15 protein-coding genes and 1 tRNA gene are annotated in these 15,574 nt (G+C 62.2%); 7 read left to right on the top strand and 9 right to left on the bottom strand.

The genetic code is table 11. From position 1 onward, the window contains the following. Window positions 1-419: 419 nt before the first annotated feature. Window positions 420-1,805 (top strand): GABA permease, encoded by a 1,386-nt coding sequence (gene gabP / locus FHW75_RS21670; protein ID WP_019096869.1) that lies wholly within the window; start codon window positions 420-422, stop codon window positions 1,803-1,805. A gap of 97 nt (window positions 1,806-1,902) precedes the next feature. Here the strand turns inward: gabP and FHW75_RS21675 are convergent, their stop codons facing one another. The 6 genes from FHW75_RS21675 to FHW75_RS21700 all read right to left on the bottom strand — a co-directional run bounded on the left by FHW75_RS21675 (window position 1,903) and on the right by FHW75_RS21700 (window position 7,313). Beyond that, entirely contained in the window at window positions 1,903-2,346 is a 444-nt protein-coding gene (locus tag FHW75_RS21675) for a hypothetical protein (protein ID WP_019096868.1), read from the bottom strand. Window positions 2,347-2,404: 58 nt separating this feature from the next. After that, window positions 2,405-3,385, bottom strand: a complete 981-nt coding sequence (ppk2, locus tag FHW75_RS21680) for a polyphosphate kinase 2 (protein WP_019096867.1) — start codon at window positions 3,383-3,385, stop codon at window positions 2,405-2,407. 170 nt (window positions 3,386-3,555) lie between these two features. Next, window positions 3,556-3,631: transfer RNA gene (locus FHW75_RS21685), tRNA-Phe, on the bottom strand. A gap of 90 nt (window positions 3,632-3,721) precedes the next feature. Next, entirely contained in the window at window positions 3,722-3,994 is a 273-nt protein-coding gene (locus FHW75_RS21690; RefSeq protein WP_003255742.1) for an oxidative damage protection protein, read from the bottom strand. Further along, a complete protein-coding gene (gene mutY, locus FHW75_RS21695) occupies window positions 3,991-5,058 on the bottom strand; it encodes an A/G-specific adenine glycosylase (RefSeq protein WP_019096866.1) in 1,068 nt (355 codons plus the stop codon). The genes FHW75_RS21690 and mutY overlap by 4 nt, the downstream gene beginning before the upstream one ends. Further along, on the bottom strand, window positions 5,055-7,313 hold the full coding sequence (locus FHW75_RS21700) for an AsmA family protein (RefSeq protein ID WP_019096865.1): 2,259 nt from the start codon (window positions 7,311-7,313) through the stop codon (window positions 5,055-5,057). Before FHW75_RS21700 ends, mutY begins: the two co-directional genes overlap by 4 nt. 251 nt (window positions 7,314-7,564) lie before the next feature. Between FHW75_RS21700 and FHW75_RS21705 the strand changes: the two genes are divergently transcribed. The 6 genes from FHW75_RS21705 (at window position 7,565) to hisF (ending at window position 12,436) form a co-directional block, all read left to right on the top strand. Beyond that, complete coding sequence (locus FHW75_RS21705; RefSeq protein WP_183674545.1) at window positions 7,565-9,226, top strand: OFA family MFS transporter; 1,662 nt, start codon at window positions 7,565-7,567, stop codon at window positions 9,224-9,226. 170 nt (window positions 9,227-9,396) lie between these two features. Continuing rightward, entirely contained in the window at window positions 9,397-9,990 is a 594-nt protein-coding gene (gene hisB / locus FHW75_RS21710; RefSeq protein ID WP_009682881.1) for an imidazoleglycerol-phosphate dehydratase HisB, read from the top strand. Beyond that, window positions 9,991-10,629, top strand: coding sequence for an imidazole glycerol phosphate synthase subunit HisH (hisH, locus tag FHW75_RS21715; RefSeq protein ID WP_016714499.1), 639 nt, complete (start codon window positions 9,991-9,993; stop codon window positions 10,627-10,629). It abuts the gene before it with no gap. Next, on the top strand, window positions 10,630-10,890 hold the full coding sequence (locus FHW75_RS21720) for a DUF2164 domain-containing protein (protein ID WP_019096863.1): 261 nt from the start codon (window positions 10,630-10,632) through the stop codon (window positions 10,888-10,890). A 27-nt stretch (window positions 10,891-10,917) separates the two neighbouring features. Next, window positions 10,918-11,655, top strand: coding sequence for a 1-(5-phosphoribosyl)-5-[(5-phosphoribosylamino)methylideneamino]imidazole-4-carboxamide isomerase (gene hisA, locus FHW75_RS21725; protein WP_016714501.1), 738 nt, complete (start codon window positions 10,918-10,920; stop codon window positions 11,653-11,655). Window positions 11,656-11,665: 10 nt separating this feature from the next. Continuing rightward, the gene (gene hisF, locus FHW75_RS21730) at window positions 11,666-12,436 is read left to right on the top strand and encodes an imidazole glycerol phosphate synthase subunit HisF (protein WP_003255729.1); all 771 of its coding nucleotides are present in this window, start codon (window positions 11,666-11,668) and stop codon (window positions 12,434-12,436) included. A 36-nt stretch (window positions 12,437-12,472) separates the two neighbouring features. On the opposite strand, the gene choV is transcribed toward hisF, so the two are convergent. From choV to FHW75_RS21745, 3 genes are all read right to left on the bottom strand, one after another. Next, the gene (gene choV / locus FHW75_RS21735) at window positions 12,473-13,651 is read right to left on the bottom strand and encodes a choline ABC transporter ATP-binding protein (protein WP_019096862.1); all 1,179 of its coding nucleotides are present in this window, start codon (window positions 13,649-13,651) and stop codon (window positions 12,473-12,475) included. After that, the gene (choW, locus tag FHW75_RS21740) at window positions 13,648-14,496 is read right to left on the bottom strand and encodes a choline ABC transporter permease subunit (RefSeq protein ID WP_174244689.1); all 849 of its coding nucleotides are present in this window, start codon (window positions 14,494-14,496) and stop codon (window positions 13,648-13,650) included. Before choW ends, choV begins: the two co-directional genes overlap by 4 nt. An 81-nt stretch (window positions 14,497-14,577) precedes the next feature. Then, complete coding sequence (locus FHW75_RS21745; RefSeq protein ID WP_016714504.1) at window positions 14,578-15,525, bottom strand: choline ABC transporter substrate-binding protein; 948 nt, start codon at window positions 15,523-15,525, stop codon at window positions 14,578-14,580. Window positions 15,526-15,574 lie beyond the last annotated feature (49 nt).

The following is a 15,574-nucleotide window of genomic DNA, read 5'->3' on the forward strand; positions in this document are numbered from 1 at the left end:
TGGTGCCAGCTTTGGCCCGCTCATGGAAGCGGTTTTGGTCCATTCAAGGGGTAAACCCTACCTTCAGCTAGCATGCGCGGGTTTACCCGCGAAGGCGTCATGCGTTCGTCAGGTTGTACCCGTGGGTTGCACTTTTTTGCATTGCGGCGGTGCACAGGTGTTACCGTGGAGCACCTTTGGTGCGTTTGTAAGTGGGTATTTCAGTAATCCGATGATTTGGCGGCCTTTCGGTCAGCCCCTGGCCGAAAGCCCTCCAAACCTTGTCCTAAAAGGCCTCCAGAATTTTCTGACGAATGCATTCAGCACATGGCGTGCTTATTGCCAGTAGGAAACCGCCGATTGCAGCGACGCCTAGGTCAACCCTTGGCGCGCTCCGTACCCGCAGTCGGAGTGGTCCACTCCTTACAAAGGTAGTTTCAATGAGCGGTAACAATTCCAATGACCTCGCTCAGGGGCTCAAACAACGGCATGTCACCATGCTGTCCATCGCTGGCGTCATCGGTGCCGGCCTGTTCGTCGGCTCCGGCCACGCCATCGCAGCGGCCGGCCCGGCCGTGCTGCTGGCTTATGCCGCTGCCGGTACGCTGGTTGTGCTGGTGATGCGCATGCTGGGTGAAATGGCGGTCGCTTCGCCAGACACCGGTTCGTTCTCTACATACGCCGACCGCGCCATCGGGCGTTGGGCTGGTTTCACCATTGGCTGGCTGTACTGGTGGTTCTGGGTGCTGGTGATTCCGCTGGAGGCCAACGCCGCCGCTGCCATCCTGCACGCCTGGTTCCCTGCGGTCGACCTGTGGGCGTTTTCCCTCATCATTACCCTGGCGCTGACCCTGACCAACCTGTGCAGCGTGAAGAACTACGGCGAGTTCGAGTTCTGGTTCGCCCTGCTCAAAGTGCTGGCGATCATCGGCTTCATCGCCGTAGGTTGTGCAGCCATGTTCGGCTTCGTGCCAAGCAGCCAGGTGAGCGGTGCCAGCCACCTGTTCGATACCCAAGGCTTCATGCCCAACGGCTTGGGCGCGGTGCTGGCAGCCATGCTGACCACCATGTTCTCGTTCATGGGTACTGAAATTGTCACCATCGCCGCTGCCGAGTCGAAGGACCCGGGCAAGCAGATCAGCCGCGCCACCAACTCGGTGATCTGGCGTATCTGCCTGTTCTACCTGGTGTCTATTTTCCTGGTGGTGGCCCTGGTGCCGTGGAACGACCCGGCCTTGGCTGAAACGGGCTCCTATCAGACCGTGCTGAGCCGCATTGGCGTGCCGAATGCCAAGCTGATCGTCGACATCGTCGTGCTGATTGCCGTTACCAGCTGCCTGAACTCGGCGCTGTACACGTCTTCGCGCATGCTGTTCTCGCTGAGCAAGCGTGGCGACGCCCCGGCCATTGCCCAGCGCACCACCAAGTCGGCGACCCCGCATGTGGCGGTATTGCTGTCCACTGCAGCGGCGTTCCTCTGTGTGTTCGCCAACTTCGTGGCACCGGCCCAGGTGTTCGAGTTCCTGCTGGCCAGCTCAGGTGCCATTGCGCTGCTGGTGTACCTGGTGATTGCCGTGTCGCAACTGCGCATGCGTGCCCAGCGTGAAGCCCGCGGCGAGAAAATTACCTTCAAGATGTGGCTGTTCCCGGGCCTGACCTGGGCGACCATTGCCTTCATCGTTGCCATTCTGGTGGTGATGGCGCTGCGTGAAGACCACCGTGCGGAGATCATCGCGACTGCGCTGCTGAGCATTGGTGTGGTAGCGGCTGGCTTGCTGGTGCACCGCAAGCGTGAAGCTGCCGGGCGGGTGGCGCTGGATAACTGATTTGCGCTGGCTGTAACGAAAAGGCCGCGCCCTGTGAAGGGCGCGGCCTTTTTTGTTGCCTGTGCCGGCCCTTTCGCGGGCAGGTTACATGGCTCTGTCAGCCAAACTGTTTCTGCTGTTGCTGCTGCTTGGCCACCAGCTCGGAAGCGGCGATATAAGCCTCCTGGAACTCATCGCTCTCCAGCCAGGCCATGGTGGCCTCCTCATCAGCGCCGTCCAGCCATTTGCGGTAGGCGTTGAACACCAGCACGATGTAGTCGGTGGCGTGTTCTTCCTTGTGTCCTTTGAGCACCAGGGCCAGCAGCGGGTCTACCAGGAACACCGAAATCATCGGTACCAGGCCGCCCTCCTGGGCTTCCTTCATCTTGTTGAACATGGCGTCGTAGCTGCCCGATTCCATGGCCTTCTTGTACACCTGCTCGACGCTGGCGCTGTCACCGGCACTGGCCTTGACCGCCTGGCCGCTGCGTACCATGCGGTTCTGCTTGGCCTTGCTGGCGGCGCGCTTGGCGCGTTTCTGTTGCTTGGTAGGGGTGGCCATGGGGTGAATCCTTGGGGGGCGGAAATTGCGCGTATTGAAGCGCAGCTGCCTCGGCGTTTCAACTCGCCAGTGGAGCCGGCTCATCCTCTTCGAACCCGCGCGATGCCTTGCCGACCAGCAGCGCATCCGGGGCGTGGGCCACGCTGTGGTCCTTGCCCGGGTAGTCCAGCGAATGCAGGAAGTGGCGGATGCAGTTGATCCGCGCGCGCTTCTTGTCATCGGACTTGATCACCGTCCACGGCGCATCGGCGGTGTCGGTGTGGAAGAACATCGCTTCCTTGGCCGCGGTGTAGTCTTCCCACTTGTCCAGCGACTTGATGTCGATGGGCGACAGCTTCCAGTGCTTGAGCGGGTCGTCACGGCGCGAAATGAAGCGGCGCAGTTGCTCTTCACGGTTTACCGAGAACCAGTACTTGAACAGCAAGATGCCGCTGTTGCACAGCATACGCTCCAGGTCCGGGGCTTGGCGCATGAACTCCAGGTACTGCAGCGGCGTGCAGAACTCCATCACCTTCTCGACCCCGGCGCGGTTGTACCAGGAGCGATCGAAGAACACCATTTCACCTGCGGTGGGCAGGTGCTGGATGTAACGCTGGAAATACCACTGGCCCTGTTCCTGTTCGGAGGGTTTCTCCAGGGCAACGATGCGTGCGCCGCGTGGGTTGAGGTGTTCCATGAAGCGCTTGATCGTGCCGCCCTTGCCTGCGGCATCGCGCCCTTCGAACAGGATCACCACGCGCTGGCCGGTTTCCTTCACCCAGCTTTGCACCTTCAGCAACTCGATCTGCAGCGCATGCTTGGCTTTTTCGTAGTCCTGGCGTCGCAGGCGGGTGCGGTAGGGGTAGCTCGCCGGCAGGCGCGCCGAGGTGCTGTCTTCGTTGCTGCCTTTGGGGGCGGTGGCCACTTCCAGTGCGGCGGGTTGCTGGCTGATGGTGGTGATCGTCGGTTCCGGCTTGCGCTGGCGTGGGCGCCGGGTGCGGACTGGATTGGTGGCGGGTTCGCTAGGGGCGGGGAGCAGGAGGGGAGATTCTTCGCTCATGGAGGTCCTTGCTGATCGATTCGGATGTCCGTCTCTGATTCTGAAGGTGGGCGAATGCTGGCTATTTGATGCTGGTCAATGAGCAGAAATTGTAGACAACAAAAAACCCGCACTGGGCGGGTTTCTTGTTGTCGCTTCGGGTAACTTTGCAACCACCAGAAGCTTGAAGGTGGTGCCCAGAGACGGAGTCGAACCGCCGACACGAGGATTTTCAATCCTCTGCTCTACCGACTGAGCTATCTGGGCGACGAGGTGAATTAAATAGATTTCCGGACCGCTCGTCAACGACTTTTTGAAAAAATTTTAAATTAATTCCGTCGCTTACGATTTTTGGGGTCATTCAGCCGGTGGAACGTAGCCTTCCGCCTGCGCGTATTCTTCGCCGGCGAAAAACTTGTCCATCTCGGCCTGGAGGAATTTGCGGTCCTCGGCGTTCATCATGTTCAGGCGCTTTTCGTTGATCAGCATGGTCTGGTGCTTCTGCCAGTCGGCCCAGGCCTTCTGCGAGATGTGTTCGAAGATGTCCTGGCCCTTGGCGCCTGGGTAGGGCGGGCGTTCCAGGCCTGGCAGTTCTTCTTGGTACTTGCGGCACATCACGGTGCGGGTCATCGGGCGTCTCCTGCAATCAGTTCGTCGGCCGCGCGTTTAAGCAGCTTTTTCACCGGGGCGGCAAGGCCAAGGCGCGGCGGGGTGGCGAGGTTATACCAGAGCCAGTCGGCCTCGGCCATGTGCTGGCCGACCGAGTCGACGCGCACCAGCCAGGGCTCGATGGCCAGCTGAAAGTGGCTGAAGGTGTGGGTCAGGCCGTCCATGGCGCGGCTGTCAGCCAGGCGCAGGCCATGCTGGTAGGCCAGGTCATCGAGCTGGGTGATGTCGTCCAGTTCCGGCAGGCTCCACAACCCCCCCCACAGCCCGCTGGAGGGGCGGCGGTACAGCAGGATGGCGCCTTCGTGGTTGGCCAGCAGTGGCATGAGCGTGCGCCGCTGCGGCAGTGCCTTGCGCGGCTTGGGCTCGGGGTAGCGGGTTTCTTCACCGTGCAGGTGCGCTTCGCAGCCGCGCTGCAGCGGGCAGATCAGGCAGCTGGGCTTGCTGCGCGTGCACAGCGTGGCGCCCATGTCCATCATTGCCTGGGTGTAGTGGTTGGCGCGCTGGTGTGGGGTAAAGCGCTCGGCCGTGGCCCACAGCTGGTTGGCCACCTTGGGTTCGCCGGGGTAGCCCGCCTGGGCGGTGTAGCGGGCCAGTACGCGCTTGACGTTGCCGTCGAGGATCGGTGCGCGGATGCCCATGCTGATGCTGGCGATGGCGCCTGCGGTGGAACGACCGATGCCGGGCAGTTCGGTGAGCTGCTCGACACTGCGTGGGAATTCCCCGCCGTGTTGCTCGACGACGATCCTGGCGGCCTTTTGCAGGTTGCGTGCACGGGTGTAATAGCCCAGCCCCGTCCACAGGTGCAGCACTTCGTCCTCCGGCGCTTCGGCCAGGGCCTGCACGGTCGGCAGGGCCTGCATGAAGCGGTCGAAGTAGTTGAGCACGGTGCTGACCTGGGTCTGCTGCAACATGATTTCCGACACCCACACCCGGTACGGGGTGATGCCCTGTTGCCAGGGCAGATCGTGCCGGCCATGCTCGTCATACCAATCCAGCACAGCGCTGGAGAACTGCTCGGGGCTCATCGCTTGAACAGCCCCTTGAGCGCGTCTTTCACTTCCGGGCTCACTTTGTCTCCGAGTTTTTCATCAAGCTTTTCGTCAATCTTGTCTTTCAGGCGGTTGCCGGCCAGCTTGGCCGCGACCTTGCCCAAGCCGTTCTGATCCAGGCGACAGGCCTTGGCGCCAAGTTCCAGCGGGCCACGGCAGCGCAGCGGCACTTCAACGCCAACGTAGCGTTCGTTGACCTGGCAGGCTGGGTCCGGCATGGCGCGCTGGTCGCCTTCGACGATCACACCCACGTTGTAGTCCATGCCCAGCACCCGCAGGTCGAGGTCGCCGTTACCGTTCACGGTCAGGCCCGGGATGCGTGCCTTGAGGTCGGGGTTGCTGGCGACGCCATTGCGCACCACCAGGCTGCCGCGCAGCTCCTGGAACGGGGTGTCCTTGCCCCGTGGCTCGCCGCTCAGGGTCTTGCGGTTGAGCGTGGCGATGGCCTGGCACAGCTGCTGCTCCAGGTTGGCGTTGACCAGCACGCCATCGTTGATGGTGAAGTTTGCGCTGCCGTTAAGGGTGTCGACCAGTGCCTTCTGGCTGTTGCCGGTGGCGGTCAGATCACTGGTCAGGGTCAGCAGGCCCTTCACAGGGGGGGCCTGCTCCTTGCCTTCGGTCTTGATGAAGTGTTCCACCGGCACCCGCTGGATGTTGGTGTTCACACCCAGTTGCGGGACGGCAGGGCGTACGTCGACCGTGCCCTTGGCTTCGAAGGTGCCGTTGTACAGCTCGCCGCGCAGGGTTTGCAGGGTCAGCAGGCCGCCCTGACCGATGGCTTTGAGCTGGGCGTCTTCGATCGGCAGTTTGTCCAGGGTCAGCGAACCGAAGGCCAGGTCGGCCTGCAGGTCCAGGGCCCGCAGGCGGTCGACGGGCAGCAACTTGTCGTCGCTCCAGGCCACCTGGGTCGGGGCATTTGGCAGTGGCGTGGTACCCGCACCGGCTACGGCGCTGGCCTCTTGCTGCTTTACCTCGGCCTGGCGTGCAGCGGTGGCGCCCTTGGCTTCTTCGCTCTTGGCGGGGAAGTAGCGGTCGGCGTCAAAGGCATCGCCCTTGAGCTGCAGGCGCAGGGCCTGCTTGGCGAAGTCTTCCACGGCCACGCGGCCGCTGAAGGTGCTGTCGTCCAGCTTCACGGCCAGGTCTTCCAGCGCCAGGCTGTTGGGCGTGCCCTGCAGGCGGGTGACCAGCTCCAGCTTGGCGAAGGCCGCCGGGTCGTTGGTAGCCGGCAGCGGGCGGCCAATGCTGTCGAGGAAGGTGCGCAGGTTGAACTGGGCGATGGAAAGGCCGCCGCTCAGTTGTGGCGCCTTGTCCAGGTCACGCAGGTTCAGCTCGCCCAGGGCGCGTAGCTGGTTGGCCGAGACTTTCAGGCCGTTCCAGGAGGCGACATTGGCAGCCAGGTCGACCAGCAGCTGGCCTTGGGCGGCGAATGTCACGGTCTTGCCGCCGGTGGGTTCACCCGAGGTTTCGCCCGAAAGGCGCATGTCTTCGAAGTTGTAGCGCTTGAGCTTGCGGTCGAAGCGCAGCTCGCCGGCCAGTTCGGTGCGGGCTTTGATGTTCGGCTCGCTGGCGCTGATGAAGGCGCTGGCCTTGAGCGGAATGTTGGCGCCTTCGTGGACCGGGCCCGTGCTTAGCTGGATGCTTTCGGCGCTATAGCTTTGGCCGGTCTTGGCATCGGTGTACTGCACGCGGGCGTTGTTCACGGTCAGGCTGTCGATGTCCAGCTTGACGGCACGCTCGTTGCCTTCGGCAGGTGCCGGCTTCTGATCAGCGGGTGCCTGAACGGTGGCATTGGCCTGTGCATCGGCTGGGGTGCCGTTTTGCGCAGGCAGCGGTTTGCCGATGTCTTCCCAGTTGCCGTGGCCGTGTTCGTCACGGGCCAGGGTCAGGTTCAGGCCCTCGACGCGTACGTCGCTCATCTGCACTTCGCGGCGCAGCAGCGGCAGCACACGCACGGACAGGCCGAGCATTTGCAGGTCGGCGAACGGTTCCTTGGGTTTGGCCAGGGTGGCAATGCTGGCCTCATGCAGCTCCAGGCCTAGCCACGGGAACAGGCTCCAGCCGATATCCCCGTCGAGTGTCAGTTCGACGTTAGCCTTGTCGCGTGCCAGCTGGCGAATCTCGTCTTTGTAGTCGTTGGGATCAAAGAGGTGGGTCAGGGCGAAGCCCAGCGCCACGATGATCAGCAGCAACCCGAGAAGCCCCAGTCCCAGGATTTTGCCGAACGCTTTCATGGGCGAGTCCTTGTAGTCCGTTAGTGAAATTCAGGCGGCAGAGTATAACGCCGCAGTGGTTGTCCCTGCGTATTCGACCAGAGATACAGGGCATTTCTTACGGTTACAGCAGATGGTACGGCTTTCCACAAGCAAAACATGACCGTTTCAGCCGGGCAAAAATTAACGATATCAGACTGCTTTCACGCTACTTGGCTCTGCTACCCTTGCGCCGCTTTGCGAGCACCCTCCCTATAAAAAGGATCAGATCCATGACCAGTACCGTCGCAACCGGCTCTGTAGCCAGTGCGCCTGGCTTCCTGTCGAAGGAACGCATCATCGCCCGCCCGGGCTTCAACCGCTGGCTGGTCCCGCCAGCCGCCTTGGCCATTCACCTGTGCATCGGCATGGCTTATGGTTTCTCGGTGTTCTGGTTGCCCCTTTCGCAAGCCCTCGGCATCACCGCTCCCGTCGCCTGTGCAGCGGACATGGGCTTCATGGCCCGTATGTTCAGCGCCGAATGCGACTGGCCGATCTCGATGCTGAGCTGGATCTACACCCTGTTCTTTGTTTTCCTGGGTTGCTCGGCGGCCGTGCTGGGCGGCTGGCTGGAGCACGCCGGCCCGCGCAAGGCCGGCCTGGTCTCGGCGCTGTGCTGGTGCGGCGGCATGCTGATCTCGGCCATTGGCGTGAAAACCCACCAGCTGTGGCTGATGTGGCTGGGCTCCGGTGTAATCGGCGGTATCGGCCTGGGGCTGGGCTATATCTCCCCCGTGTCGACGCTGATCAAATGGTTCCCTGACAAACGCGGCATGGCCACCGGCATGGCGATCATGGGCTTTGGCGGCGGAGCCATGGTGGGTGCGCCACTGGCCACTGCGCTGATGGGGCACTTTGGCAATGAGCACGAAGTGGGCGTATGGCAGAGCTTCGTCGCCATGGCGGCGATCTACTTTGTGTTCATGACCGCTGGCGCCCTGGCGTACCGCGTGCCGCCGACTGGCTGGAAGCCCGAAGGCTGGGTCGCTCCGGCCAAAAAAGCCGGCAATGCCATGGTCACCGACCGCCATGTGCACGTCAGCGTGGCCTGGAAAACCCCACAATTCGCCTTGATCTGGCTGGTGCTGTGCCTGAACGTGTCGGCCGGCATCGGCATTCTCGGCATGGCATCGCCACTGCTGCAGGAAGTGTTCGCGGGCAAGTTGCTGGGCAACGAGCTGACGTTCAGTGAGCTGAATGCCGCTCAGTTGGCGCAGATCGCCGCGATTGCTGCCGGCTTTACCGGTCTGTTGAGCCTGTTCAACATCGGCGGGCGGTTCTTCTGGGCGTCGTTCTCCGACTACATCGGCCGCAAGAACACCTACTTCGCCTTTTTCGCCTTGGGTGTGGGTCTGTACAGCCTGGTGCCGAACATGGGGCACCTGGGTAACGTTGCGCTGTTCGTGGCGGCGTTCTGCATCATCCTTTCAATGTATGGCGGTGGTTTTGCCACGGTGCCGGCCTACCTGGCCGACCTGTTCGGTACGCAGATGGTCGGCGCCATTCATGGTCGCCTGCTGACCGCCTGGGCGGCGGCGGGGGTATTGGGGCCTGTATTGATCACCTACCTGCGCGAATACCAACTGGCGGCAGGGGTTGAGCGTGCGGCGGCCTACGACATGACCCTGTACATCCTCGCCGGCCTGCTGGTGCTGGGCTTTATCTGCAACATGCTGGTGCGGCCGGTCGCCGACAAGCACTTCATGAGCGATGCCGAACTGGCTGCCGAGCGAGCGTTGAGCCATGACAAAGGGGCCGACGGTGCGCGTTCGCTGGAGTGGAAAGCCGCACCGGGCAGCCTGCCGCTGGTGCTGCTGGCCTGGGCGGTGGTGGTTGTGCCGTTGGCCTGGGGGGTGTGGGTAACCTTGCAGAAAACTGCGGCGCTGTTTCACTGATCCCGGACATCGGGGTTGCAACGCAGCCCCGATTACTGGCTTGTATAGACTTGTAGCAGCATCCAGCCCTCGTAATTCCTCGTTTTGCCATATGTCATCCGCGTTTCAAGCTGGCGCGTTCTGGGCCTATAATAGAGCCCTTTTCGCCCAATGATTTTGCGGAGCTGGTGATGGTCGAACGTAAGGCTTCCGTCGAGCGCAATACCCTGGAAACCCAGGTCAAGTGCTCGATCAACCTCGATGGCAGTGGCAAGGCCCGATTCGATATCGGCGTGCCTTTCCTTGAACACATGCTGGACCAGATCGCCCGCCATGGGCTGATCGATCTGGATATCGAGTGCAAGGGTGACACGCATATCGACGATCACCATACCGTCGAAGACGTCGGTATTACCCTGGGCATGGCATTCGCACAGGCCATCGGTGACAAGAAAGGCATCTTCCGCTACGGCCACGCCTACGTGCCGCTGGACGAAGCACTGTCGCGCGTGGTCATCGACTTCTCCGGCCGCCCAGGCCTGCAGATGCACGTACCTTACACCCGCGCCAGCGTCGGCGGCTTCGATGTCGACCTGTTCCAGGAGTTCTTCCAGGGCTTCGTCAACCACGCCCTGGTCACCCTGCACATCGACAACCTGCGTGGCCACAACACCCACCACCAGATCGAAACCGTGTTCAAGGCTTTCGGCCGCGCGTTGCGCATGGCCGTGACCCTCGACGAGCGCATGGCCGGGCAAATGCCGTCGACCAAAGGGTGCCTGTAAATGCAGACGGTAGCCGTAATCGACTATGGCATGGGCAACCTGCACTCGGTGGCCAAGGCGCTTGAGCACGTCGGCGCCGGCAAGGTGCTGGTCACCAGCGACGCTGCGGTCATCCGTGAAGCTGACCGCGTGGTGTTCCCGGGTGTAGGCGCGATCCGCGACTGCATGGCCGAAATCCGCCGCCTGGGCTTCGACAGCCTGGTGCGTGAAGTGAGCCAGGACCGTCCGTTCCTCGGTATCTGCGTCGGTATGCAGGCATTGCTTGAGCACAGCGAAGAGAACGACGGTGTCGACTGCATCGGCCTGTTCCCTGGCCAGGTGCGCTTCTTCGGCAAAGACCTGAAAGAAGACGGCGAACACCTGAAGGTGCCGCACATGGGCTGGAACGAAGTGGGCCAGACCATCGATCACCCGCTGTGGCACGACATCCCCGACCGCGCGCGCTTCTACTTCGTGCACAGCTACTACATCAATGCCGGCAAGCCGGGCCAGGTGGTCGGTCGTGGCCATTACGGTGTCGATTTCGCCGCTGCGCTGGCCGATGGCTCGCGCTTTGCCGTGCAGTTCCACCCGGAGAAGAGCCATACCCATGGCCTGCAGTTGCTGCAGAACTTCGTCGCCTGGGACGGGCGCTGGTAAATGAGCAGGTCGAAGACCAAGGCCCCGGTCATTACCCTGGCCCCCGAGCAGGAGCGCGATGCGCTCGACGCCCTCAAGCGCTTCCTCGAAGACCGTTTCGAGCTGCAGCTGGGGTCGTTCGAGGTGGCCGAGGTCCTCGAGCTGTTCAGCAAAGAAATTGCACCCCATTACTACAACAGGGCGATTGCCGATGTTCAGCTGCACCTCAAGGAGCGGTTCGAGAGCATCGAAAGTGATCTGTGGGCGCTCGAAAAGCCCTGAAACCCCAAGAACAGACAGGTTCCCAAGATGCTGATTATCCCCGCTATCGATCTGAAGGACGGTGCCTGCGTGCGCCTGCGCCAGGGCCGCATGGAAGACTCCACGGTATTTTCCGACGACCCGGTGAGCATGGCCGCCAAGTGGGTCGAGGGTGGCTGCCGCCGCCTGCACCTGGTCGACCTCAACGGCGCCTTCGAAGGCCAGCCGGTCAACGGTGAAGTGGTCACGGCCATCGCCAAGCGCTACCCGACCCTGCCGATCCAGATCGGCGGCGGCATCCGCTCGCTGGAAACCATCGAGCACTACGTCAAGGCTGGCGTCAGCTACGTCATCATCGGCACCAAGGCGGTCAAAGAGCCTGAGTTCGTGGCCGAAGCGTGCAAGGCCTTCCCGGGCAAGGTCATTGTTGGCCTGGATGCCAAAGACGGCTTCGTTGCCACCGATGGCTGGGCCGAAGTCAGCGCGGTACAGGTTATCGACCTGGCCAAGCGTTTCGAGGCGGATGGCGTGTCGTCGATCGTCTACACCGACATCGCCAAGGACGGGATGATGCAGGGCTGCAACGTGCCGTTCACCAAGGCACTGGCCGAAGCCACCCGCATTCCGGTAATCGCCTCGGGCGGCATCCACAACCTGGGGGACATCAAGGCCCTGCTGGACGCCAAGGCCCCCGGCATTATCGGCGCCATCACCGGCCGTGCCATCTACGAAGGCACCCTCGATGTCGCCGAGGCTCAGGCCTTCTGCGACAACTACCAAGGCTGAGGACTGAACCATGGCACTGGCCAAGCGCATCATCCCTTGCCTGGACGTGGACAACGGCCGGGTGGTCAAGGGCGTCAAGTTCGAGAACATCCGTGATGCCGGCGACCCGGTGGAAATCGCCCGTCGCTACGACGAGCAGGGTGCCGACGAAATCACCTTCCTCGACATCACCGCCAGCGTCGATGGCCGCGACACCACCTTGCATACCGTCGAGCGCATGGCCAGCCAGGTGTTCATACCGCTGACCGTGGGCGGTGGCGTGCGCACCGTACAGGACATCCGCAACCTGCTCAATGCCGGTGCCGACAAGGTATCGATCAACACGGCGGCGGTGTTCAACCCGGAGTTCGTGGGCGAGGCGGCGGACCGTTTCGGTTCGCAGTGCATCGTTGTCGCGATCGACGCGAAGAAGGTGTCCGGGCCGGGTGAAGCACCGCGCTGGGAAATCTTCACCCACGGCGGGCGCAAGCCGACCGGGCTGGATGCAGTCGAGTGGGCGAAGAAGATGGAAGGCCTGGGGGCTGGCGAGATCCTGCTGACCAGCATGGACCAGGACGGCATGAAGAACGGCTTTGACCTGGGCGTTACCCGTGCCATCAGCGATGCGCTGGGTATTCCTGTGATTGCTTCGGGTGGTGTGGGTAACCTGCAGCACCTGGCGGACGGCATTCTGGAAGGGCATGCCAGTGCGGTGCTGGCGGCCAGTATCTTCCACTTTGGCGAGTACACGGTGCCTGAGGCCAAGGCTTATATGGCTTCGCGCGGCATCGTCGTTCGCTGATCCAGTGATTGGGGCCGCAACGCGGCCCCAATTGCATCACCCGTGATTCTTGCCGAGTAAAGCGTGGTAAAGCTCGGTATCCCCAAGAATCCCGACCACCCGGTCGTTATCCTGCAACACCAGCTTGTTGCCCGTCTGATAACGAATCTGCAGCGCCTCGCGCATGCCGATGTCGGCGTGCACCACGGTAGGCCTGCGCTGCAGTAGCTCCACATCCTGCCCCGGTGCCCAGTTCTGCATGTCCAGCCCGTTCTGGCCCTGGCGTGCACGCTTCAGCGCGCCACCTTCGCCCAGGTCCAGCCACGAATCGATACCCGGGTCCAGGCACACCGAGCCGTTCACCCGCTTGCAGTCGTCCAGGCTGCGCATCAGGCTGCGGCCACACAGCACGTTCAGCGGGTTGGTGTGGGCAACGAAGGTGCGCACGTACTCGTCGGCCGGATTGAGCACGATTTCTTCCGGCTTGCTGTACTGGATGATCCGCCCGTCTTTCATGATGGCGATGCGGGTGCCCAGCTTCAGCGCTTCGTCCAGGTCGTGGCTGACGAATACGATGGTCTTGTTCAGCTTGCTCTGCAGGGTCAGCAGTTCGTCCTGCAGGCCTTGGCGGATCAGCGGGTCGAGGGCCGAGAACGGTTCGTCCATCAGCAGGATGTCGGCATCCATCGCCAGCGCCCGGGCCAGGCCCACACGCTGCTGCATGCCGCCAGACAACTCGTCCGGCTTCTTGTTGCGCCATTGGGTCAGGCCCACCAGCTCCAGCTTCTCGTCGACCAGCTTGCGCCGTTCCTTTTCCGGGCGGCCCTGCATTTCCAGGCCAAAGCTGATGTTCTCGCGCACCGTCAGCCAGGGCATCAGGGCGAATTTCTGGAACACCATGGCAATGCGCTTGGTGCGCATCATCTTCAGTTCGGCCGGGGTGCAGTGGGCAATGTCGATGTGCTTGCCTTCGTGCTCGACAAACAGCTTGCCGCGGCTGACGGTGTTCAGGCCGTTGATGCAGCGCAGCAGGCTCGACTTGCCCGAACCGGACAGGCCCATCAGCACGCAGATCTCACCCTTGTTGATGTCCAGGTTGGCCTTTTCGACGCCCACCACCAGGCCGGTCTGCTTGAGGATCTGCTCGCGGGTCTTGCCCTGGTCCAGCAGCGACAGCGCTTCGCGTGGCTTGTTGGAAAAGATGACGTCGACGTCTTCGAAACGAATGATGCTCATGCCTCACCCCTTACCGGCAGTTCCGGTTGCTTGCAGATACGGTCGAGCATGATCGCCAGCAGCACGATCGCCAGGCCCGCTTCGAAGCCCAGGGAGATATCGGCGGTGTTCAGTGCGTTGACCACAGGTTTGCCCAAGCCGTCCGCGCCGACCAGGGCGGCAATCACCACCATCGACAGCGACAGCATGATGCACTGGGTGACGCCGGCAGCGATGCTTGGCATGGCGTGCGGCAGTTCGATACGGGTGAGCAACTGGCGGCGCGAGCAGCCGAACGCTTTACCCGCGTCCATCAGCTCTTGCGGCACGTCGCAGATGCCCAGGTAGGTCAGGCGAATAGGCGCGGCGATGGCGAACACCACGGTAGAGATCAGCCCCGGCACCACGCCCAGGCCGAACAGGGTCAGGGTAGGGATCAGGTAAACGAAGGTCGGCACCGTCTGCATCAGGTCCAGCACCGGGCGCATGGCGGTATAGAACATCGGTTTGTGCGCGGCAAGGATGCCCAGCGGCACGCCGATCACCACGCACACCACCGTGGCGAACGTGACTTGCGCCAAGGTTTCCATGGTTTCCTGCCAGTAACCCAGGTTGAGGATCAGCAGGAACGACAGGGCAACGAACACGGTCAGCGCCCATTTGCGCTGGATCAGGTGCGCCAGGGCGGCGAACAGGGCGATGAGTACGAATGGGTTGAACCAGGTCAGGGCACTGGTGACGCCATGGATCATGAATTCCAGGCCTTGGGCGATAGCATCGAAATAGTTGGCGCCGTTCTGGGTCAACCACTCGACAAATGAGGCGATGTACTGCCCCAGGGGTATTTTCTGATCGATAAGCATGATAGCGAGCTTCCACCTGCATAGATTGAAATCAACCCGGGGCAGGCACGGTCCTGCCCCGAGGTAGCGCTATTGCGAAGTACGTTATTGCGCGAGCTTGGCCTTGGCTGCCTCAAGGCCCGGTTTGCCATCCACGGTGGTTACGCCGGCCAGCCAGGCATCCAGCTTGCCCGGGTTGTCCTTGAGCCATTTCCTGGCGGCGGCATCGGGTTTCATCTTGTCGTCCAGGACATAGCCCATCATGGTGCTTTCATCCTTGAGCTCGAACGACAGGTTCTTCAACAGCTGGCCGACGTTGCTGCACTCCTGCGCATAGCCCTTGCGGGTGTTGGTCAACACGGTCGCCTTGCCGAAGTCGGGGCCGAAGAACTCGTCCCCGCCGGTCAGGTACTGCATCTTGAAGCGGGTGTTCATCGGGTGTGGTTCCCAGCCCAGGAACACCAGCGCCTCGCCGCGCTTCTGTGCGCGGTCGACCTGCGACAGCATGCCGGCCTCGCTCGACTGCACGATCTTGAAACCGGCGTCCTTCAGGCCGAAGGCGTTCTTGTCGATCATGCTCTGGATGGTGCGGTTGCCATCGTTGCCGGGCTCGATGCCGTAGATCTTGCCGTCCAGTTCCTTCTTGAACTTTGCAATGTCGCTGAAATCCTTCAGCCCCTTGTCGTACAGCGCCTGGGGTACCGCCAGGGTGTACTTGGCGTTTTCCAGGTTGGCGCGCACGGTTTCTACTGTGCCAGCGTCGCGGTACTGCTTGATGTCGTTCTCCATGGTCGGCATCCAGTTGCCGAGAAACACGTCCAGGTCCTTGCCGGTGGCCAGCGACTTGTAGGTCACCGGTACCGAGATCATGGTGGTGTGGGTCTTGTAACCCAGTGCTTCAAGCACAACGCTGGTGGTGGCGGTCGTGACCGTGATGTCGGTCCAGCCGACATCGGAGAAACGTACCGTCCGGCACTGTTCGGGCTCGGCGGCCTGGGCCAGCAACGGTGCGGACAGCAACGCAACCAGCAACAGCGAGGGTGAACCTTTCATGGATGGACTCCTGTGATTTTGTCTTCGGGTTCGCGTGGGTCGCCGGGCT

It is taken from the genome of Pseudomonas sp. OG7 (assembly GCF_014192825.1).
In the GTDB taxonomy this organism is placed as follows: domain Bacteria; phylum Pseudomonadota; class Gammaproteobacteria; order Pseudomonadales; family Pseudomonadaceae; genus Aquipseudomonas; species Aquipseudomonas monteilii.